The 21,197-nt window shown below is 35.1% G+C and carries 24 protein-coding genes; 14 read left to right on the top strand and 10 right to left on the bottom strand.

Annotated features, from left to right (window positions below; genetic code table 11):
• Positions 1-46: 46 nt before the first annotated feature.
• From AC0L5Q_RS06840 to dnaK, 4 genes are all read right to left on the bottom strand, one after another.
• Positions 47-1,042, bottom strand: a complete 996-nt coding sequence (locus AC0L5Q_RS06840) for a 2-hydroxyacid dehydrogenase (RefSeq protein ID WP_473616250.1) — start codon at positions 1,040-1,042, stop codon at positions 47-49.
• 12 nt (positions 1,043-1,054) lie between these two features.
• Positions 1,055-1,942, bottom strand: a complete 888-nt coding sequence (locus AC0L5Q_RS06835) for an LOG family protein (RefSeq protein WP_473616246.1) — start codon at positions 1,940-1,942, stop codon at positions 1,055-1,057.
• A 77-nt stretch (positions 1,943-2,019) separates the two neighbouring features.
• Complete coding sequence (locus AC0L5Q_RS06830) at positions 2,020-3,375, bottom strand: dicarboxylate/amino acid:cation symporter (RefSeq protein WP_473616241.1); 1,356 nt, start codon at positions 3,373-3,375, stop codon at positions 2,020-2,022.
• Between the two features lie 424 nt (positions 3,376-3,799).
• Positions 3,800-5,704, bottom strand: coding sequence for a molecular chaperone DnaK (gene dnaK / locus AC0L5Q_RS06825; RefSeq protein WP_473616239.1), 1,905 nt, complete (start codon positions 5,702-5,704; stop codon positions 3,800-3,802).
• A gap of 342 nt (positions 5,705-6,046) precedes the next feature.
• Here dnaK and AC0L5Q_RS06820 point away from each other — a divergent pair, with 342 nt between their 5' ends.
• Positions 6,047-6,826, top strand: a complete 780-nt coding sequence (locus tag AC0L5Q_RS06820; protein WP_473616234.1) for a Crp/Fnr family transcriptional regulator — start codon at positions 6,047-6,049, stop codon at positions 6,824-6,826.
• A gap of 33 nt (positions 6,827-6,859) precedes the next feature.
• Complete coding sequence (locus AC0L5Q_RS06815) at positions 6,860-7,462, top strand: DNA-J related domain-containing protein (RefSeq protein ID WP_473616231.1); 603 nt, start codon at positions 6,860-6,862, stop codon at positions 7,460-7,462.
• An 88-nt stretch (positions 7,463-7,550) separates the two neighbouring features.
• On the opposite strand, the gene AC0L5Q_RS06810 is transcribed toward AC0L5Q_RS06815, so the two are convergent.
• Complete coding sequence (locus AC0L5Q_RS06810) at positions 7,551-8,492, bottom strand: DnaJ C-terminal domain-containing protein (protein ID WP_473616227.1); 942 nt, start codon at positions 8,490-8,492, stop codon at positions 7,551-7,553.
• Positions 8,493-9,051: 559 nt separating this feature from the next.
• Between AC0L5Q_RS06810 and AC0L5Q_RS06805 the strand changes: the two genes are divergently transcribed.
• Together AC0L5Q_RS06805 and AC0L5Q_RS06800 are read left to right on the top strand one after the other, a co-directional pair.
• Entirely contained in the window at positions 9,052-10,041 is a 990-nt protein-coding gene (locus tag AC0L5Q_RS06805; RefSeq protein ID WP_473616223.1) for a GGDEF domain-containing protein, read from the top strand.
• A 28-nt stretch (positions 10,042-10,069) separates the two neighbouring features.
• Entirely contained in the window at positions 10,070-10,345 is a 276-nt protein-coding gene (locus AC0L5Q_RS06800) for a GNAT family N-acetyltransferase (protein WP_473616218.1), read from the top strand.
• A 40-nt stretch (positions 10,346-10,385) separates the two neighbouring features.
• On the opposite strand, the gene AC0L5Q_RS06795 is transcribed toward AC0L5Q_RS06800, so the two are convergent.
• Positions 10,386-11,309 carry a GGDEF domain-containing protein gene (locus AC0L5Q_RS06795; protein ID WP_473616213.1) on the bottom strand — a complete coding sequence of 308 codons (924 nt, stop codon included), beginning with the start codon at positions 11,307-11,309 and terminating at the stop codon, positions 10,386-10,388.
• 257 nt (positions 11,310-11,566) lie between these two features.
• On the opposite strand from AC0L5Q_RS06795, the gene AC0L5Q_RS06790 reads away from it, so the two are divergent.
• A complete protein-coding gene (locus AC0L5Q_RS06790; protein WP_473616208.1) occupies positions 11,567-11,911 on the top strand; it encodes a PBPRA1643 family SWIM/SEC-C metal-binding motif protein in 345 nt (114 codons plus the stop codon).
• Between the two features lie 92 nt (positions 11,912-12,003).
• Positions 12,004-12,327 (top strand): hypothetical protein, encoded by a 324-nt coding sequence (locus AC0L5Q_RS06785; protein WP_473616205.1) that lies wholly within the window; start codon positions 12,004-12,006, stop codon positions 12,325-12,327.
• Positions 12,328-12,417: 90 nt separating this feature from the next.
• Here the strand turns inward: AC0L5Q_RS06785 and AC0L5Q_RS06780 are convergent, their stop codons facing one another.
• Positions 12,418-12,795: a YkgJ family cysteine cluster protein gene (locus AC0L5Q_RS06780; RefSeq protein WP_473616201.1), complete on the bottom strand. Its 378-nt coding sequence runs from the start codon at positions 12,793-12,795 to the stop codon at positions 12,418-12,420.
• Positions 12,796-12,923: 128 nt separating this feature from the next.
• Here AC0L5Q_RS06780 and AC0L5Q_RS06775 point away from each other — a divergent pair, with 128 nt between their 5' ends.
• Genes AC0L5Q_RS06775 through AC0L5Q_RS06760 form a run of 4 tightly spaced genes read left to right on the top strand, consistent with a single transcriptional unit; the run spans position 12,924 to position 16,178 of the window.
• Positions 12,924-13,556 (top strand): diguanylate cyclase, encoded by a 633-nt coding sequence (locus AC0L5Q_RS06775; protein WP_473616196.1) that lies wholly within the window; start codon positions 12,924-12,926, stop codon positions 13,554-13,556.
• Entirely contained in the window at positions 13,557-14,666 is a 1,110-nt protein-coding gene (locus AC0L5Q_RS06770) for a beta-ketoacyl-ACP synthase III (RefSeq protein ID WP_473616192.1), read from the top strand.
• Between the two features lie 5 nt (positions 14,667-14,671).
• Entirely contained in the window at positions 14,672-15,358 is a 687-nt protein-coding gene (locus AC0L5Q_RS06765; protein ID WP_473616188.1) for an iron-containing redox enzyme family protein, read from the top strand.
• Complete coding sequence (locus tag AC0L5Q_RS06760; RefSeq protein ID WP_473616185.1) at positions 15,351-16,178, top strand: DUF6999 family protein; 828 nt, start codon at positions 15,351-15,353, stop codon at positions 16,176-16,178. Before AC0L5Q_RS06765 ends, AC0L5Q_RS06760 begins: the two co-directional genes overlap by 8 nt.
• 275 nt (positions 16,179-16,453) lie before the next feature.
• Here AC0L5Q_RS06760 and AC0L5Q_RS06755 read toward each other — a convergent pair whose 3' ends face one another.
• Positions 16,454-16,747 (bottom strand): hypothetical protein, encoded by a 294-nt coding sequence (locus AC0L5Q_RS06755; RefSeq protein ID WP_473616182.1) that lies wholly within the window; start codon positions 16,745-16,747, stop codon positions 16,454-16,456.
• Between the two features lie 111 nt (positions 16,748-16,858).
• The gene (locus AC0L5Q_RS06750) at positions 16,859-17,437 is read right to left on the bottom strand and encodes a paraquat-inducible protein A (protein ID WP_473616177.1); all 579 of its coding nucleotides are present in this window, start codon (positions 17,435-17,437) and stop codon (positions 16,859-16,861) included.
• A 151-nt stretch (positions 17,438-17,588) separates the two neighbouring features.
• Here AC0L5Q_RS06750 and AC0L5Q_RS06745 point away from each other — a divergent pair, with 151 nt between their 5' ends.
• The 4 genes from AC0L5Q_RS06745 (at position 17,589) to AC0L5Q_RS06730 (ending at position 20,296) form a co-directional block, all read left to right on the top strand.
• Positions 17,589-17,903: a DUF6172 family protein gene (locus tag AC0L5Q_RS06745; RefSeq protein ID WP_473616173.1), complete on the top strand. Its 315-nt coding sequence runs from the start codon at positions 17,589-17,591 to the stop codon at positions 17,901-17,903.
• 27 nt (positions 17,904-17,930) lie between these two features.
• Positions 17,931-18,887 carry a DUF808 domain-containing protein gene (locus AC0L5Q_RS06740; RefSeq protein ID WP_473616170.1) on the top strand — a complete coding sequence of 319 codons (957 nt, stop codon included), beginning with the start codon at positions 17,931-17,933 and terminating at the stop codon, positions 18,885-18,887.
• 28 nt (positions 18,888-18,915) lie between these two features.
• On the top strand, positions 18,916-19,494 hold the full coding sequence (locus tag AC0L5Q_RS06735; RefSeq protein WP_473616166.1) for a PepSY domain-containing protein: 579 nt from the start codon (positions 18,916-18,918) through the stop codon (positions 19,492-19,494).
• A 64-nt stretch (positions 19,495-19,558) separates the two neighbouring features.
• A complete protein-coding gene (locus AC0L5Q_RS06730; protein ID WP_473616163.1) occupies positions 19,559-20,296 on the top strand; it encodes a tRNA-uridine aminocarboxypropyltransferase in 738 nt (245 codons plus the stop codon).
• Here AC0L5Q_RS06730 and cobA read toward each other — a convergent pair.
• A complete protein-coding gene (gene cobA / locus AC0L5Q_RS06725; protein ID WP_473616159.1) occupies positions 20,291-21,130 on the bottom strand; it encodes a uroporphyrinogen-III C-methyltransferase in 840 nt (279 codons plus the stop codon). The two genes, AC0L5Q_RS06730 and cobA, sit on opposite strands and share 6 nt — an antisense overlap.
• Positions 21,131-21,197: the final 67 nt, after the last annotated feature.

The raw sequence follows: 21,197 nt of genomic DNA, 5'->3' as shown, positions 1-21,197 counted from the left end.
TTTTCTATATTTTATAATGACTTAGGTGTAACAAGATGTTATTGGATTAATCTAAACTGACTGTATTCGCGCTTTCAAGGTTTCCAGCAAAGTAATTTTGGACATTAGTAAGTGTTGTATCAGCTATTTTATTTAAAGCTTCTTTCGTAAAAAAAGCTTGGTGCCCAGTAATAATAACATTAGGAAATGTTTGTAAACGTGCGAAGACGTCGTCTTGAATAAAGGTATCTGATAAATCTTCAAAGAAAATTTCACTTTCTTCTTCGTAAACATCAATACCTAAATAACCGATTTGTTTCAATTTAAGTGCTTTAATTATAGCAACGGTATCAACTAATCCACCTCGACTGGTATTAATGAGCATAACATTGGGTTTCATTGATGCTATTGCATGAGCGTTGATCAAATGGTGGGTGTCAGTCGTTAATGGGCAATGCAACGATATAATATCGGATTGGGTTAATAAGGTTTGTAAGCTGGCTTGAGTGAAGTTGTCGTTAACATCTTGCTCTTTAAGAAATGGGTCGTACACTAGTACATTACAGCCGAAACCTTTCATTATTTTTACAAAGGCACGTCCGATTTTTCCTGCTCCTATTACGCCTACGGTTTTTCCATGTAGGTCGAAACCTAAAAGGCCATCGAGGGAGTAGTCGTTTTCGCGTATTCTGTTATGGGCTCGGTGTATATTACGATTTAAATCAAGTACTAAAGCACAAGCATGTTCTGCGACTGCGTATGGGGAATATTCAGGAACTCTACACACTGGAAGGTTAAGTGCTTTAGCCGCTTTTAGGTCTACGTTATTAAAGCCTGCACAACGTAGAGCTATTAATTGAACGCCTTGGTTTTTTAATTGTTCCAAAACCTCAGCATTAAGATTGTCGTTTACAAAGCAGCAAACCACATCAAAGCCTTGCGCCATGCTTGCTGTTTTTTCGTTTAGGTGCGATGAAAAGTATGATATTTCTAAATTTTTAGGGTTATTCAAACCGAAAAATTTTTCATCGTAAGGTTTGCTGCTATACATACATATTTTCATGCTATTTTAATCCTATAATTTACTGTTGTTATTTTGGGGCCAGTGCTGTTCTAAATATTCATACGCTTCTATTGCGGTATCTACAATATGAAATATTTTAAGATCGGCTTCTGCTATAGCGCCTTGCTCAACTAAAAACTCAAAATTTATCAATTTGCTCCAGTAGTCTTTTCCTACTAATACAATGGGGATTGGTTTTATTTTTTTAGTTTGTATTAAGGTTAGTGCTTCAAATAATTCGTCAAGGGTTCCAAAACCACCGGGGAAGGCGACTAAACCTTTTGCTCGTTTAAGAAAGTGAATTTTACGTAAAGCAAAATGGTCAAATTGAAAACATAGCTCAGGCGTAATGTAGGGATTAGGTTTTTGCTCAAAAGGCAGCACTATATTTAATCCGATACTCTTGCCGCCTACATCAGCCGCTCCGCGGTTTGCTGCTTCCATTGCACCAGGGCCTCCACCGGTAACCACAACGAATTGCTTACCTTGGTGTTGCAAAGAGAGTTCTGTAATTTTTTGGCCTAATATTCGCGCTTCATTGTAATAATAACTGTGCTTTACTGCGTTTTCGGTAAGTTTGCTTTTTTGCTGTTTAATCGCTGATTCAGGATCTTCAGATAATGCTTTACTGGCTTCTTCAAAAGCTGCCTTTGCTTTGTGGTCTTCAAGTATTCGTGCTCCACCAAAAATCACTACGGTTGATTCAATTTGGTTTTCTTTTAGAATTAAATCGGCTTTTAGCATTTCAAGCTGTAAACGCACCGCTTTTAAATCGTCACGTAAAATAAAGTCGTTATCAGTGTAGGCTAAACTATAAGATTCGCTATCCATAATGGCTTGTCTTTGTGTTTCTAACTGTTGTGTTGGTGTTGCGCTATTGTTGTTTTCTTTATTGTTCATACTTAAACGTTATCTCGTTATTAACTTCAGGGCAGAGGTTATTTTTTTAACTCTCTAATTGTAATCAGTGTATTAGATTATTTAAGTGGTTGCTCTGAAATTACTATGTTTTTATCTTCAATAACGTTTTCTTTAGAAAAATATTGCACCGTGGTACAGGCAACAATATCGCCAAGTACGTTGATAGAGGTTCGGCACATGTCGAGTATGCGGTCTACACCCAGAATAATCGCGATACCAGCTGCTGGAATACCAACACCTTCTAACACCATACTTAAAATAATGATGCCAGCGCCGGGAGTAGCTGGTGAACCGATTGATGCGGCAACCGACATGGTGATAATAAATAAGTAGCTCGACAAGCTAAGATCGACATTAAACACTTGTGCAAGAAATACTGTTGCAACGCCTTGATACATAGCTGTACCTGTCATATTTATGGTGGCGCCCAGTGGTACTAAAAATCGTGATATTTCGGGTTTAATGTTTAGCTTTTCTTCAGCAACTTTTAGAGATATTGGCATAACAGCGGCTGAACTACTGGTTGAAAATGCAAGCAATAATAATTCTCTAACGTTAACGAAAAATAGGCTGAATTTTTGTTTAGTGGTTATTTTAGCCACAATAAAGTAAAAGCAGGCAACCAGTAATAAGCCTATTAGCACGGTTAATACGTAAACGGCTATACCGCCGAGAACTTCTACGCCAAGGTTGGCAACTAAGCGAGTAATTAAACCAAAAACAGCTAAAGGCGCTAATAACATCGCCCAAGATACAATGCGTAAACTCACTTCTTGAAGTGCGCTAAGTAGATCAAATAAGGGTTTAGATTGCTTTGCAGGAATAGATAATAAAGCCGCACCGAGTACAGCTGAAAAGAGTATAACTTGTAGCATTTCGCCTGAGGCCATAGAAGCTAAAGGATTTTTAGGAATAAGACCCGAAACTTTACTCGGTAAGTCTGCCATAGACGGGAAGCCTTTGGCTGCTACATTTGCAACTTGGTCAGTTCCTGCTTCCATTAACGCTGAGGCATCAACAAAATTACCCGGTTGAATATTTAATGCTAAGGCAATACCTATGATGGCAGCTAATGCGGTTGAAAACATAATGAAAAGAATTGCGATTACGCCATTTTTCTTCATTGCGTCGGGATTATTGTTTGCTGCTAAGCCGAGCACGATTGAAGCAAGTACAAGCGGTACAACAATCATTTGAATGATAGCTAAAAACACTTGGCCAGGCAGGGCAAGCCATGAGGTAATATTTTTTACTGTGTCAGCTGAAAGTAAACCGAGATCTGGCCCTAAGAGAATACCTGCAATTACACCAAGGGCGAGTGCAAATAATACTTTTAACCAAAGGCGTCCTCTAACCATATTTTCAAACTGATTTGAAAGATTTTTTAGTGGGTTCGAAAATTTAGTATTCATTTTATAGTCCGTGTGTTTGAGTACGCTTAACAATAGATATTAGCTATTAGAAAAAAGTGCCAAGCTCGATTAAGAGTTTGGCACTTTATTCATGGATATATACTGATATGAATCAATATTAGTTAATATTTAAAGCTTTAAGATTTAAGATTTAAATGATTAACCGTTACTTATACCCGTTACCAATCAATATGCGTATTTCAGAGTGCTTGAGCGATATCAATTCAAGGCAATGCTTTGCAATAATGGTCGTTCCCTTATAAAAAGCATTAACGACGAAGTGATTTTGCTCAAGCGCTTCTTCGATGGGTCTAAAAACAATTTATGCCGCGTTATTAACTTTAGTAAGGGAATAACCATGACGTAAACTTAATGCCTTGCCTAAATTGTTTTTTGTTCCCACTGAAACCTGCATCTTGAATGGTTACGGGTATATATCTTCAAATTCGGCATCTATCACATCTTCACTTTTGGCGCCGTCGTTTGCTGCACTATTGGTAGTATTACCTTGTTGCTCAGCTTGTTGTGACTGTGCTTGCTCGGCTTGCATTTTACTGTAGGCCTCTTGTAATGCATTTTTTCGTATTTCAATTGCTGCTTTATCATTGCCATTAACTGCCATTTTTAGTTGTTCAATTAATGTTTTAAGCTCTGTTTGCTGATCTTCAGCTAAACTTGTCATCGAGGTTTGTACGGTATGAATTAATTGATCTGCTTGGTTGCGTTGCTCAACTAACTCGCGTTTTTGTTTGTCTTCAGCTGCGTGTTTTTCGGCATCTTCTACCATGCTGTTAATTTCATCTTCGCTTAAACCACTCGATGCGGTAATTTTAATACTTTGCTCCTTACCTGTAGCTTTGTCTTTAGCCGATACATTTAAAATACCATCTGCATCAATATCAAAGGTTACTTCAACTTGTACAGAACCACGCGGACCTTGTTTAATATCCGTTAAGTTAAATTGACCTAACGATTTATTATCGCTTGCCATTTCGCGTTGGCCTTGCAATACATGCACGGTTACCGCGGCTTGGTTGTCTTCAGCTGTAGAGAAGGTTTCAGAAGCACGTGTTGGTATTGTAGTGTTTTTTTCAATAAGCTTGGTCATTACACCGCCTAAGGTTTCAATACCTAGCGATAGTGGTGTTACATCAAGTAATAACACATCGCCAACCGTTCCAGATAACACTCCCGCTTGAATGGCTGCACCTATGGCAACGGCTTCGTCTGGGTTTACATCTTTACGTGGTTCTTTACCAAAAAAGTTTTTAACGGCTTCTTGTACTTTTGGCATACGTGTTTGACCACCTACCAAAATAACTTCGCTAATATCACCTTTACTTATACCAGCATCTTTTAACGCTTGCTCACATGGCGCTATGGTACTTTTTACTAAGTCTTCTACTAATGACTCTAATTTAGTACGTGTAACTTTTACGTTTAAATGTTTAGGGCCACTTGCATCTGCAGTTATGTACGGTAAATTTACGTCGGTTTGCATAGCTGATGATAATTCAATTTTCGCTTTTTCAGCCGCTTCTTTAATACGCTGTAAAGCTAAAGAATCTTCGTGCACATCAATTCCGCTTTCTTTTTTAAACTCATCTGCAAGGTAATTAATCAGGCGTAAGTCAAAATCTTCACCACCTAAAAAGGTATCGCCGTTAGTAGCTAATACTTCAAATTGTTTTTCACCGTCTACATTGGCTATTTCAATAATCGATACATCGAATGTTCCGCCCCCTAAATCGTAAACGACAACTTTTTGGTCGGCTTTACTGTTTTTATCAACGCCGTAAGCTAATGCTGCTGCGGTTGGTTCGTTAATAATACGTTTTACGTTAAGGCCGGCAATTTTACCTGCATCTTTCGTTGCTTGGCGTTGCGAGTCGTTAAAGTAAGCGGGTACTGTAATAACGGCATCGGTTACTGTTTCACCTAAATAAGCTTCAGCATCTTTTTTCAGTTTACGTAAAATTTGCGCTGATACTTCTTGTGGCGATAACGCTTTGCCGTTTACTTCAACCCAAGCATCGCCGTTGTCTGCTTTTATGATTTTATAAGGGGCTAATTTAATATCTTTTTGCACTTCTTTATCATCAAACTTACGACCAATTAATCGCTTAATAGCGAATAAGGTGTTTTTTGAGTTTGTTACTGCTTGTCTTTTGGCTGGTTGGCCCGCTAAGGTTTCGTTGTTTGCATAAGCAACAATAGAAGGGGTTGTACGGCTACCTTCTGCATTTTCAATAATTCGTGCTTTGCCGCCTTCCATAACTGCTACACATGAGTTTGTTGTACCTAAGTCAATACCAATTGTTTTAGTCATAATAATCACCTGTTACTTTGAAAGTATTTAATAAAAAGTCTTATGCTTTTGGTAATGTCCAAATCAGCAATTTGACCCGATAAACAACCTTGTATAAATCTACTGTTTTGATGGCTTATACAAGGTTGCTTGGTTAGTGAGGCTATAATAGGGGAGCTGGAGAAATGCTTCTGTCACAAAAGTGACAGTTAATAAAACTTTATTTTTATAATGGAAATTTATTGAATTAAGAGATAATCGTTAAAGTGAATTACCTAAGTTAGGTTATTAGTTTTTGCTATATATCAACATCTAGGTAGAATAAAAACACTCGCTTATGTTACGGCCCAAATCATTTTATCTATGAATAAAGATGTTAATCATTTACCACAAAAAGCCAGCCCCGTTTTAGTAAAGCAAGCCAATCTTTTTGCTGATTTACCTACCAAGCTGATTGAAGATTTTCAACAAGAATTTCAACTGAACGAATGGCATAAAGGTGAATATATAAATTCAAATATACTGACTCAGCGCTTTTTTGTGATGATTGAAGGGCAATTAGAAATTAAACAAAGCAATGCTGAAACCGGTCGAGAAGCCTCGTTAGACATGCTTTATGCGGGCGATTGTTTTGATTTAATGGTGCTGTTTGATGACCAACCACACGATGTTATTATTTCACCTTTAACAACGGTTAAATTACTGTCGGTTAAGTTGGCAACCATGCGCCATTGGTTGTGGACATATCCTGAATTTAACCAGCAGTTTATGCCTTATTTAGCTAAAAAAATGCGTGAAAAAGAACAGCAGGCAAGCAATTTAATATTGCACGATGTTCCTACACGTTTAAGTCGAATTATTTTAGAACATATTAATAAAATTAAGTTTTATACGGGTGCGAAAGAAGAAGAGCATCAGCATCATTTAGTGAATGGTTTAAACGATGAAACCTTAGCGCGAATGACGGGATCTGTACGGCAGGTCATTAATAAACAATTACAACTTTGGAAGCAAGAAGACACCCTTGATAAAAAACGTAATCAGTTAATTATTAAAGATTTAGAAGCATTAGAAAAAGAAGCTAAGTACACAGAGGTTTTACCTAATGCGCCTTTATCAACTAACTCATTTTTTAAAAACTAATAGCTGAAACTTATGTTAAACAGAGCTATTTAAATGCAGACATTAAATCCTTACTTAACCCCAATACTTGATGAAATAGATCAATTCTTGAATAGTTCCCCACTAACCAATGAATATGAGATAATCAAGCATTTGCAGGATAATAAAGTAGCACCTTTTGAGTGTTTTTCATTGGCGAATACTAAAGATTTATTTAGTGCGCATTTTCTTTGTATGCACGGGCTTTATCATTTAAAAAAACAATATCGTTGCGAGCAAACCTTTGAACTTATGATTGAGTCGGTACGAATACAAAGAACAGCGATAAATGAACCTAGGCTAAGCAATAATGAGTTACCAACAATACTTGAAACAATCGATCCCCTAGAAAGTTATTACTTAAATTCAACGCATTATTTTGAAACACAAGAAGACGAAATAAATGACATGCTCAAATCATTTTGGCAAAAACATATCGCACAAGACCACAAGAAAGAGGCGCTTGAAACGTTAAATCTTCCGGCGAATGCCGATGCAAAAATGGTTAAATCTCAGTACCTACATCTCGCTCAAAAGCATCATCCAGATAAAGGCGGTTGTGCTGAAACCTTTAGTAAAATTCGCCAAGCTAAAACGGTTTTAGATAAGCTTTTGTAAAGATTAGAAAATCTTATCCCCATGCCACTTCAAGATACATAAGTTGGAGCTTGAAGTGTTATGGGAATAGCTAAATATTTTCTTTGGCTTATGCCTTTTCCTTATTATTAGCCGTTAGCGCTTTTAAAGATTGATACAGCTTTTCTTCTTCAGTGGATAAACTTTTTGGTAGAACAATTTTCAGTTTTACAAAAAAATCTCCTGGCACTTTACTCGGTAATCCACGACCTTTTAAACGCATTTTACTACCGCTGTTGCTTAATTTAGGCACGCTTAAGTCGATAACTCCTGTTGGTGTAGGTACTTTAACTTTGTCACCTAAGGCTGCCTGCCATGGGCTAATGTTTACTTCTGTTGTAATATTTGCTCCATCAACTTCATATAATGGAGTAGGGTTAAAGCCTATTTCAATATATAAATCGCCGTTGTTTGCACCGCCAACGCCAGACCCTCCTTGACTTTTTAAGCGAATTTTTTGGCCTGCTTTTATCCCTTTTGGAATATTAATTTTTAACGTGCGCTCTTTAGGTTGCGATTGTCCGTGTTGATTAATAACTTGATCTTGCAGAGTAAAACTTCGTGTGGCTCCTGTGTATGAGTCTTGCAAATCTATCATGATTTTCGCATTGCTGTCTTGACCTTGCTTTTGATACGAGCCTCGGCCTCTTGGAGCACGCTGATTCCCAGCAAAACCGCTTCCAAAGAGTGATTCAAAAAAGTCGCTGAAGTCACCTTGGTCACCTGCGTTAGTATTACCTTGGTTGAATTGATCTTTCCAATTAGGTGGAGGTGTAAATCCTGATTGACCTGATTTCCAGTTGCTACCAAGTTGATCGTAAGCGGCGCGTTTTTCTTTATCGCGCAGTACTTCATAAGCTTCGTTTATATCTTTAAAGCGACTTTCTGCGTCTTTTTCTTTACTAACATCAGGATGAAATTTTCGTGCTAATTTGCGATACGATTTTTTGATCTCATCTTGAGACGCTGTTTTAGAAACGTCCATAATTTTATAATAATCTTTATAATTCACGATAACCTCCTGCGTAAATAACACCTAAGTTAGCTACTACAGATTTGTTTTAATTGTAGATAAGCGGATTAAAAACAGTGTGTATAACTATTTAGTCCAAACTAGGTGGAAAAAATGAGCCAATGTGATGGTATTATAGAACAATTAAAAATAATGAATGTCAGTTATGTGACACTTAAAAAAATCTCCGTAATTAGGTTTTAGACTCGTTATCTATTGTTCAACATATTAATTTTTCACAATAAATATTTTTATATTCAATAAACAAATTCAATTTTATCAGCTATGCTAGTAATAACAGTACAACTAAAGGATTGTTGTAAATGCCCATACCGTGAGCGTTATAGATGTATGAATAACATCATTAGCTTGTTGTCGTTATATAACATCTGAATTTAGATACTACCAGCAATGATTTTTCAAAAATTTACACTCCACATAGTATTTATGTTAATCAATATATTTAAATAATGGGAAGCTGCGTTTTAAATGAACTTTTATTAGGATTATTTAGGTAACCAATTAAATATTTAATTGATTTTTATGATGGTAAATTTTAATGATTAAACAAGAAAGCTATGATTACAGGCGATTCGCTTTACGTATACTGTTGATAGTCACTATTTTTTCTGCAACATTTTTTGCGATAAAAAACTGGATAAGCGGGTGGCACTCTTTCGCTATTATGGAAGGGGTTATAGCGCTTTTTTGGCTCTATATTCTGAGTATTGTATCAACAACAAAACATTTGGAACGTTGGTCTTTTATCTATTTATGTACTTTTTATTCTCTTGTTTTATATGGAATTTATTTCTCTAATTATCGAAGTGGTTTATTTGCTTGGCTTTTTATTTTCCCTATCATTTCTTATTTACTTTTAGGACGTAAAGTAGGAACCATATTAACAACAATAAGTGTATTTGTTGGTTTAGGGGTTCTTGGGCGTTTAGTATTTCAAATGAACTCAGATATACATTGGATTGTTATGGGGAATTTTGGACTTTGTGTAATAGCTATTTGGTCGATGGTTTATGTGTACGAATCTAAAAGTGAAGCGGTTATTGCTCGGTTAAAAGAGCAAGTAACAAAAGATCCACTAACAGGGTTGTTAAATGTAAGAAATTTAAATGAGATTCTTGTTTCTGTTTTGTATAGTGCTGAACGTCGTGGTGAATCAGTTACTATCGCTTATATAGACCTTAATGATTTTAAGAAAATAAATGATACTCAGGGCCATCAAAAAGGTAATGAAATACTCTTAAGCGTGGCTAATACTATAAAGAGTATTACTCGCGCTGAAGATCATTCTTTTAGATATGGTGGAGATGAGTTTTGTATTGTTTTTCCAAATTGTACTTTAGAACAAGCAAAAAATAGCTACGGGCAGAGGTTATTAGAAAACGTACATAATGAATTAGATCAATTAACCATGAGTATAGGTTATGCTCAAACTGGGCCTGAAGCTTATTTATCACCAGATGATTTTATTCATCAGGCAGATAAAAGTATGTACGCTGAAAAATGTGCATTTAAAACACAAACCTCCTAAAGCCACTTAATTAAAGAGTTTAAAATTTATGCCTTACACACTGATACATAATGCTAAAGAATGTAAATATGAATACCATATTGATGGTTATATCGCCTATATTATTTATGATGATCAAAACGGCGAAATGCACTTAACCCATACCTTTGTACCTGATGAGTTAGCTGGTAAGGGATTAGCAAAAACATTGTTAGAAGATGTGCTTGAGCAGATTAAAAAAGATAATAAAAAAGCCGTGGCGCAATGTACTTACATTATTAAATACCAAGAAAAGTATCCTGAAAAAAGTGAGTTTTTTGTTTAAGTTTTTTAGGGAGATGCGATGTAAGAGGGAAGAAGCAGGACTAACCAAATAATACTTTGTTTCTTCCTTGGTTTTTAACTTGATTTAAGTATTTATCTGCTGTTTGTACGAGCTGATCAAAAGAGGTAATGTGTTCTGAACTCTCAGTCATGCCTATGGACGTAGTTATGGTTAACGTTTTATCTTCGAATACAACTTCTATTAACTCTACAGACTTTCGGATTCGCTCTGCGATAATATAGGCTGAGTTTAAATCTGTTGAAGGTAATAAAATAGCAAACTCTTCACCGCCTATACGCGCAAAAATATCATATTCCCTCAATAATTTACTTATAGTTTGTGTAACTGTTTGTAATATGAGATCGCCTGCTTTATGTCCATAGTTATCATTTATTGATTTAAACTTATCAAGATCTAAAATAAGCAGTGATAGGGTAATAGACTTTCTTTTACTACGATTAAATTCGGCTCGAGCCATTTGATAAAAGTAGCGGCGGTTTCGTATACCAGTTAAATAATCAGTTGTTGCAAGTTCTTCTAGTTCTTGCGACATAAGTTTTAATTGAAGCTCGCTTTTTTTCTTTTCTGTTATATCTGTAATATATAAATATAAAAAATTTTCTTGGGCCATTTGTTCAGTAACGATAAAGTATTTCCCGTCTACTGTATCTGTTTCAAAGGTTCTATAGTTACGGCTTCTTCTATTTGCTAATGCTTTTTTGATCCATGTTTCAAAATTATCGGTTTCTATGTGGGCGCCTTTTTTTGTTTTAAAACAGCCTAAACATAACTCAGAAAAGGTTTTATTGAGTGCTTTGCTCGCAGATGAGCCAAAGAATTCACCAAGAGCTTCATTACAAAATACAAGCCGATCGTCGGGATCAAAAAGGCCTACACCATCTTTTGTTAATAATAATGATTCGATTAATATTTTTTTAATTTTATTATTTGTCAATTTTGACACTAATTAAGTCCATGTTTTTGTTCATGTTACGCCAATATATCTTTTTAATGCTTATTATACAGAAGATTGGAGTTGATATATAACCTTACTTTAAATAGTAGGTTATTTTTTATAATGTGCTCTGAAAAAATAAAAAATAAGTCAGTTATTTACTAAAGCAGTATAAAAATATCAATTCCTTTTATTATCCAGTGACTATTTATCGTATTCCGTTATACTGCCGCGCTCAGTTCAAGGTTTTTATTAGCGGAGCATATATGCACGATCTGTATTACAAAGGGCGTATCCATACCAGAGAAAATCATGTAACAACAGGTTATAACACTAAGCGTACCGTTAAACTTGGCACAGAAAAAAATCCTTTAACACTGGTTGTTGCCAGTGAAGAAAGAAAACTAGAAGTAGCAACTTTAGTTATTGATAACGAATTGTTTGCAGATATTACTGTTGATAGTGCTTTAAACAGCGATGCTGATGAAAATATTAATGAACTTAACGCTATTCTGAATAAACCCACTACGACTATTTTTGAAAAAACACCTAGTCGCAACGATCCTTGTTCGTGTGGTAGTGGTAAAAAGTATAAAAAGTGTTGTGGTTAATACCTACTCATTAAATTTTAGCGTTACAATGTTTATATTTTAGTAGCACACCCGTTTTTCGCTATAGCGATAATTAAGAGAGTTAACACTGAATGAAGCCATACAATAATATTGCCGAATTAATTGAAAATTTAGAAGCTGAAATAAAAGAGCTTACAGATGATGTCACTATGTTAAAGCAAGAGCCTCATAGTCTTAACGAACAAATCATCTTTAAATATATAGATACAGGTAGTACAGGAAAAACTAAAGACTTTGTGAGGGCTTTGGGTATTAAAGCTGAACGAGGTTCATTTTTTTCGTCGGGCGATGTAAGTAAATTAATAAAAGATGGCGCAGACGATATTGCACCAGAACTACTAGCCATAGCGCGAAAAGTTGTACAAATGAAAAAAACAGGTGGCGCAAAACGCTAAGTTTGCTCATGTTATCTAAATGTTGGCGTTAGTTTTACTTTACTGGTAGCTCAACGCTATCAGTAAAGCTTATTCTTTTTACTGATAGCGTTATATCATCAATACATCTAATTTTATTTGAGCTTGTTTTGGATTTGCTATATCTACGGCTTCAATCATTTCACATTCATCTCTGATCATTTCAGGAATAAGACTAGGGTAAAGGCGACAATCTTCAGGTCTGTTGAAGTAAATACTACAAGTATACTTATTAACAGCAAGAGGCTTTTCTTTAGGTGCTATTTCAAGAAACGGGCATTGTTTCAGCCTAACGCCAGATTCAGGATCAAACCAAGTTTTGTAATCTTTAATAAATTTGAATATGTCTGGTTCAAACATCTCCCAAAGGTCAACTTCTTCTTTTGTTACTGAAAGATCTTCTCCGCCGTATTTGATACAACATTTACCGCATTGATTACAATCTTTCATAGGCTATTTATAAGTCACTGATAGGTATTAATAGCGTATTGTATCATTGATGAGGGGGATTTATTTGAATCGAGTCTAAATGATGATTAAACCATTTTGTATGGGGTGTTACTAAATATATATCTTCAATGGCAACACCTATATATTTAGTACTGATTCAAGTAGTATTTGTTTTTTTCAAAAATAATGGAATTATTGAAATGGACACCTCGGTATTACTGATTAATGCGATGTTGTATGTATTTTTACCTTTGTGGGGAATTGCGGGCTTTGCGGATTGGTGTTGTCATCGAGCAACAAAAATTGAAGTTACTTCGGGTATTCAAGAATCGTTAATGCATTCTTTAATGGGCATTCAAATGGGGGTTCCTATATTGATGTGCTTGATGTTTGAAGTGAACGTACTTATTTTGCTTATTTGTATTATAACTTGGATATCGCATGAAATTGTTGCTCATTGGGATGTTCGTTATGCTGCTCCAAAGCGTGAAATATCAATATGGGAAATGCATGCGCATACCTATTTAGGTTCTTTACCTTTATACATGTTAACGTCAATCTTAGTGATTAATTGGGATGAATTTCAGTCGCTAATCACGTTAGAGTGGGCGGGGAATATGTCATTAATACCGCTTGAAAATCCTCATGGCACTTCATCATATTTACCTACTTATTTAATATTTATGTGTGTGGTTTGTGTATTTCCGTATATTGAAGAAAACCTGCGTTGTTTAAACGTATATTTTAAAAAAGGATCTTAAGTGGACGTTTATATTAATAGTACAGGGCATTATCTACCAGGTGACCCTATTAACAACGATGAAATTGAAGATGTTTTAGGTTTAATTAACGGTAAAAAAAGCCGATTAAAAAACAAAATACTTAATTCGAATGGCATAGTGCAACGACATTACGCCATTAATAAGCAGCAACAAACACAAATCTCTAACAGTGAAATGGCGGCAAATGCAGGCGTAGCTTGTATTGAAAATAGTTACCTTTCACCTACAAAAATACAAATGCTAAGTTGTGCCACTAGCCAAGGTGATATGGTATTACCTGGCTTTGGGAGTATGGTGCAGGCCTCGTTAAACCTTTCAGAAGTTGAACTACATACCAGCCATGGAATTTGTTCTAGCAGCATGATGGCGTTAAAAGCTGCCTTCACTGGTATAAAATCAGAATGTAGCGAAAATGCTTTAGTGGTTGCTAGCGAACTCACTTCAAGACTTTTTAAGAATAAACGTTATGAGCAAGTTGAAGGTAACGAAGTAGATTTTAATGCTGAGTTTTTACGTTGGATGTTGTCTGATGGGGCAGGCGCGTTACTTTTAGAGAATCAGCCTAGACCTACAGGAAAAAGCCTAAGAATAGATTGGATCAAAAGTTTTTCTCATGCCAATGTTTATCCGGTTTGTATGTCGGTGGGTACGGCTAAAAATGAAGAACACAAAACCTGGCAAGACTACGATACTTATGCTGATGCAGAAAAAGCAGGGGCGTTAATGCTCCGACAAGATGTTAGGTTATTAGACAATATTGTGTCGGTTGGCGTGCATGGTTTTTTGAAACTAATTGCGCAAGGTGATGTTGAAGTGAACAAAATAGACCACGTGTTATGTCATTTTTCGTCTAAATATTTTAAAAGTAAAATTTTTGATATGTTGGAAACCGCAGGAGCTAGCATTGAAGAAGAAAAGTGGTACACCAATTTATATGAAAGAGGTAACACTGGCTGTGCGTCAATTTTTATTATGCTTGATGAATTTATTAATACGCATGATTTAAAGGTTGGTGAAACGATTTTTTGTATGGTGCCTGAAAGTGGCCGATTTAATTGTGCATATATGCACTTAACTGTAGCGGAGTAATTTTGATGGAACAAGTTGTATTAACCCCTTTAGGACAAAACTGCTTACAAGCGTTATTAAAAGTTTGGTTAGACTTTGATTTAGCTGTGTCTAAAGTTGCTATTGTAAAACGATTAGAGCAAGGGCGATTAAGCCTTGAAGATTACCAAAAACTGTTACTCAATTTACGTCAACAAGTGATTGAAGGCTCAAGATGGATCAGTAGGAGTGCTTCAAGTTTTGACCGCGATTATTCAGACATACGTTCAACTGTTATTCATCATGCAGAAGAAGAACACCGAGATTATCAATTATTAGAAGCAGACTATGTTGCTGCTGGCGGTGAGCAAAGTGTGATTGAATCAACACAAAAAAATATAGGTTCAGAAGCTTTACATGGTTTTTTAATGTATAGAGCAAGTCAGCCGAATCCAGTTGATTTAATTGGCGCTATGTGGATTATTGAAGGGCTAGGTAACAAAATGGCCACGAAATGGTCTCGGTATATTAATGAGCAATTTAGCTTTGAAAACAATGCCACGTCTTTTATGGATTACCATGGTGAAAATGACGAGAATCATCTACAAGAGCTTTATAATTTGATTGATCGTGTAGCCACTTCGCAAAAAAATATTGATGACATTATTCGTACGGCTAAAGTGGTAGCTAAGTTATACCAGCTACAATTAGAAGAAGTTGATAATCATGGATAAACCTCGTAGCGCTTATTTACAAGCTATAAGTACAGACGATTCACTACCAATACAAAGTGAGGCGGCTAATTTATGGTTACAAGATTTAGATAATAAATTCCGCTGGGTGTTAAGACCTATTTTACAATTTACTTTTGCTATTTTGTTGCATATTGTTTGGTTTGTTAAGCGATTACCTTTACCTCAATTTAGTGCGCATAAAGCATTACAAAAAACAATTTGCTGGTTTTGTAAATACTTTGTCTCACCAGAAGCCAACCTACTTATTTTAAGGCACTACGCGACAGAATCTAATATTTTGAATTTCTTGTCAGAAAATACAGGGCATGAACATAGAGTTAATCTTTATCCAAAAACAATTAACGACATGTTGCACAGTACATTTGTTGATCATGACCAAGAGTTATTTGATTGCTTTATAAAACTAGGTAATAGCAATAAAACCAGTAATCATAATACGAATAGGCCTTACCAATGGCAGAGTTGGCAACCTATTAATATGGATGAATTGTTAGTTGATAAAAAGGCGACTCAAATTTTAGATTTTGAAACCTCCCATGCTTTATTCATGTGCTTATTTTGTTTGTTACTGAAAAAAGATGAATATCGAGACGCAATAAATGGCTTTAATTTAGATCAATCAATCGCTATAAGAATTGGTCGTATAATTGGTGACGATACCTTAACCGAACTGGCATATAACAAATATCCGCAGTATTTAGTGGGCCCTTGGAACTTAGGGCAACGCTTTTTAATGCATGGCTTTTTTACCGAACACTTATACGCAAAACTAGAAGAAATAAGACAAGCTGAAATATAAAAAATACAGAGAGTTGCTATGAGACATAATGTCTTCAGGTTATTTGGATAGATAACTAGAAGACTTTATTTTTATCTAAAGATATTCGAGCGTATTGACCCTTTGGGTATCAATTTTTTTTAAATAAACCCGTAAGGTAACGTTAGTTTGCATTTATGCTGCGTTATTCTTTTCTTAAGTAAAATAACGGCATATCAAAAACGAAGCCTTGTATAAAGCCTAAACTAGCTGTTGTAAAAATACACTGTAAAGGTAAATACGCTCTAATTAGATAATTAAGCTGCGTTTGAAATCGGCGTATTTTGAATAACTACCGATAAACTTTCTTCACTTGCTTTTTGATATGCTTGTTTAAGCGTATCATTGTCTAACATTGAATCGTCATTAATTAAGCCCGCTTCTTCAATGGTTATTTGATCCCAATCGCGCTCATTAAAGAAATTTTCGATATCTATAAGTTGATCATCTAAAACTTCGTTAGTACAGAACATAGTAAAGGCATGTAAGTCACCCTTTACAAACTTATTTGTTTCACCCATAAATTCTGCAGTACCGCTAATAATTAACATAATTGATCCTTTTCTATTTATTGCAAACGATGTGTAGAGTTAAATGACGATTAACGTCAATTTTTTAACAAAATAAAATTAATTATAGTATAAGCAGAAATCATTCCAGTTTTATTTAGATGTTTTTTCTACTTCTTTTAATGCATGTTGATATAAATGTGTTCCAAGTAACGACAACAAACAATAAGCTGCAAAATAATAAAAACCTTGGCCCACTATCGATAAGGTTTCGCTACTAATATGTAAATTCATTTTGAAGCCAAACATAGAAAGTTGCTGTATATCGGTTGTTTCAGCATGATTTGTAGAAAGAACCGCGAGAAATATAGCAATAACAAAAACATCAGCCATTGACCACTTTCCGATGGAAGCGACAAAACTGATAATTTTCTTTTCAATAACCTGTTCTCTTTTCCAAAAAGCTATCGTAACTAAAATCGTTTTAATCACCGGAATACAGATTGAAAAAATTAAAATAAGCAAGGCGACTAATACTCTGTCATCTTGAAATAGTTCTTGGATTGTAGTTATAAGTGACAATTCTTTATCAACTATAGTTGAAGATAAACCTGTTCCGCTAACGTTTGCTGTCATTTCCATAGATAAAGAAAACATAGGAAGCACTATGCCCGGAACAAATAAAAATAAAGCGATAAGGTTAATTGCAAAGCCTAACTTTTTCTTAATCATAAGAGTGTTTTTAATACTGAGGTAAATTTGATGGCTATTATTCATTATTTTAATTGTGATTTCTAATTATTGTATCGATACCCTAATAAAAATCACGTAAAATATAGGCAACGAACTAAATTACATATTTAGTAAAACATTTAGGAAAATCATGAAAAAGACATTTACCCTTACTCACCCTAAAATTAAATACGAAAGATTAATTGATGGTGTGAAACATGAAGTTAAAAAATACATTAAAAGAGAGCGCAATAAAACACTTCCTGTTGATGCTGATTATTGGGATTTTGATTGTAAATTTGGCTTAACAGAAGCTGAAGCTGAAGAAGTTCATTTAACTGAAATAAATAAACATATTGATAAAGCTGCATCTGAAAATTTAACTTCTTTTTATATAGAAATTATTGCAAAAGAAGGTTTTAGACAATTTAAGTCAGATATTGATGACGAAGAAGACGAAGGTTAATCTTATTTTTCAGCAAGGAGCTAAATAGTGGCAGGCGCTAGTTTATTAACATTAATTGATGATATTGCAACTATTTTGGATGATGTAGCGATACTTTCAAAAGTTGCAGCTAAAAAAACAGCGGGTGTTTTAGGTGACGACTTAGCATTAAACGCAGAGCAAGTTTCTGGCGTTAAAGCCAATCGAGAATTACCCGTTGTTTGGGCTGTTACGAAAGGATCTTTTTTAAATAAATTAATACTGGTTCCTGCAGCTCTTGTTATTAGTGCATTTGCTCCTTCGCTTATTACTATCTTGCTTGTAATTGGTGGTTTGTTTTTGTGTTATGAAGGAGTGGAAAAAGTTGTTGAGAAAATTTTCCACCGTAAAAAAAACCACCAACAACATATAAAAAATGTTATTAACAGCGATGCTGATATAGTCGCTTTAGAGAAAAATAAAATTAAAGGTGCTATTCGTACTGATTTTGTTTTATCTGCTGAAATTGTTGTTATTGTTTTGGGGACATTACAAGACGCCTCGTTTGAAATGCAAGTTATGGTACTTTCCAGTATGGCCTTCTTGATTACTGTTGGTGTTTATGGCCTAGTTGCTGCAATTGTTAAGTTAGACGACTTAGGATTGTATTTATTAAAACAATCGCTATCAGGCTCATTTAGTACACTCAAAAAAGCTTTAGGTAGAGGTTTGTTAACCTTTGCTCCATTACTCATGAAAACATTGGCTATTGTAGGTACTATCGCTATGTTCTTAGTAGGGGGAGGAATTATTGTTCATAGCATCGAGTTTATTCATCATATTATTTCTGATCTTATTTCATGGACTAATAGTTTAATCAGTTTTGATTTTAAAAGTGTTATTTCTATTTTGTTGGAAGGTTTAGTTGGAGTTATAGCTGGCGCTATTTTATTACCTATTGTTTCATTGGGTATAACACTTAAAAAAAGCGTAAAGTCTGATCACAAAGAACCTCGTGAATCTTAAAAAGTATCATAACTACCTAGGTTTTATTATGCTTTTGCCTTTAATTGCTTGGGCAATTACGGGCGGTTTCTTTTTTATTAAACCCGGTTACTCAGAAGCTTACGAACAACTAGCCATAAAAACATATCCTTCGATCAATTCATTTACAACGCCTAACACTAATCAGTGGTCTGAAATTAAAATAATACACTCCATTCTTGGAGAGCATTTATTAGTTAAAAATGAAGATAATAAATGGTCTCATTTGGATAGAGCAACAATGCAAACTATTGAAATACCTAGTGAGCAACAAGTAGAAGCTTTGATCAAAGATGCAATAAAGCATAATACTGAACGTTATGGCAATGTAGTGAGTCTTGATGGTTTAACAGCATTAACGTCTACTCAAGTTGCAATTACCTTAAATTGGCCTCAAATGAGTTTGTATCAACAAGGTCCTGACACTGAATTTATTGATACTATGTATCAAATTCATTATCTAAAATGGACAGGGATTAAAGCTGTCGATAATGTTTTAGGTGTTGTAGGTTTAGCCCTTGTTGTTCTTTTAGCTTTATTGGGCACTATACTTAGTTTTAAGCGCTATTCCAGTGTCAATAAACAATAAGTCGAGCATACCGAAACTTTGTAACACTTATTTATGTTTACCTTTTTATTAATGAGAATAATTAATGAACGCAGTTCATCGACTTTACGAGCATCGAAAAAGTATCAGTACCACCGTTTATAATTCTAGAGGTTGGAAAGTTAAACGCTGTGAAAAATGTCGTATTGGTTTAACTCATTGTATTTGTAAGTTAACACCTAAGATGACTAGTAATGCCGGTTTTTTATTATTGATGTATGACACAGAAATTTTAAAACCGAGCAATACGGGTAAATTAATTGCTGACGTAGTACCCGATACGTTTGCTTTTTTATGGTCAAGAACTGAAGAAAACAAAGATTTATTAGCGGTTTTAAATGATGAACAATGGCAACCTTTTGTGGTATTTCCCGATCAATATGCCGAGCCTGAAAGAGAGGTTTATAATCAAACACTTGTTGTTAAAGAGGGTAAGCGACCATTATTTATTATGTTAGATGGTAGCTGGCGAGAAGCTAAAAAAATGTTTCGTAAAAGCCCATACCTTAACCGCTTTCCTGTTGTTTCATTTAACCCTGAAATGACAGAAAACAAGGATATGATTTCTCGATATCAAATTAGACAAGCATCAGCTAGTAACCAGTTTGCAACAGCAGAAGTGGCAGCAAGAGTGTTAGATATGTTTGGAGAGGGCGTAAACGCTGAAGTTTTAGATTTATGGTTTGATGTATTTAATTTTCAATATCGACAAAGTGTTTGCCAAGAAAATACAGGTAATCCCCATGCTGTTGAGGATTACCAAAAGTATTTAACAAGCTTATAAACTATTTGATTGTAAGCTTGGTTCGGCTTCTAATAAGCCTGGTGAAGATAGCTGCTGTGTAGTTAACTGATTAACGACATCGCCAATAACAATTAATGTAGGTGGTTTTATATTATGTTCAGCCACTATGTTTTCCAATGTATTTAATTGACCTCGGTACACTTGTTGTTCTGGTTGAGTACCTTTATAAATAAGAGCCGCAGGAGTATCTGCCTTTTTACCATGTGCTATAAGTTTTGCCGCAATTTTAGGTAATGTATTTATCCCCATATAAAAGACAATGGTTTGAGCATTAGACGTTAAACTTTCCCAAGGTAAGTTGAGTTCACCATCATTCTCCATATGCCCTGTAATAAAGGTACAGCCTTGTGCAACACCTCTATGTGTTAAAGGGATACCAGCATAGGTAGTACAACCTGATGCAGCGGTAATACCTGGACATAAATGACAATTAAAACCTTGAGAGAGCACATATTCAGCTTCTTCTCCACCTCTACCAAAAACGAAAGGATCACCACCTTTTAAACGAAGCACTCGTTTACCCAATTTAGCTTGTTCTACAAGTAATTCGTTTATTTGATCTTGAGGAACAGAATGCTTAGCTTGTTTTTTACCTACGTAAAGCTTTTCAGATGTTTCAGGTAGTAAATTAAGAATATCTTGGCTGACTAGACGATCATAAATGGTCACTTCTGCTTGTTGAATAAAGCTTAAGGCCCGTAAAGTCAATAGTTCAGGATCACCCGGGCCAGCACCGACTAATGCTACCTCACCAGAATTTAAAACGGCTTTACTATTAAACGTAATGTTTGAATTTTTGTCATTAATTAGCATCGGAAACCTTTATGCTGTCCAGAGGTATTGTATATGAACGTCTTATACTGTCTTTTATATAGTTGCT

Source organism: Pseudocolwellia sp. G5-9 (assembly GCF_055808995.1).
This window is presented reverse-complemented; position numbering and strand designations above follow the sequence as displayed.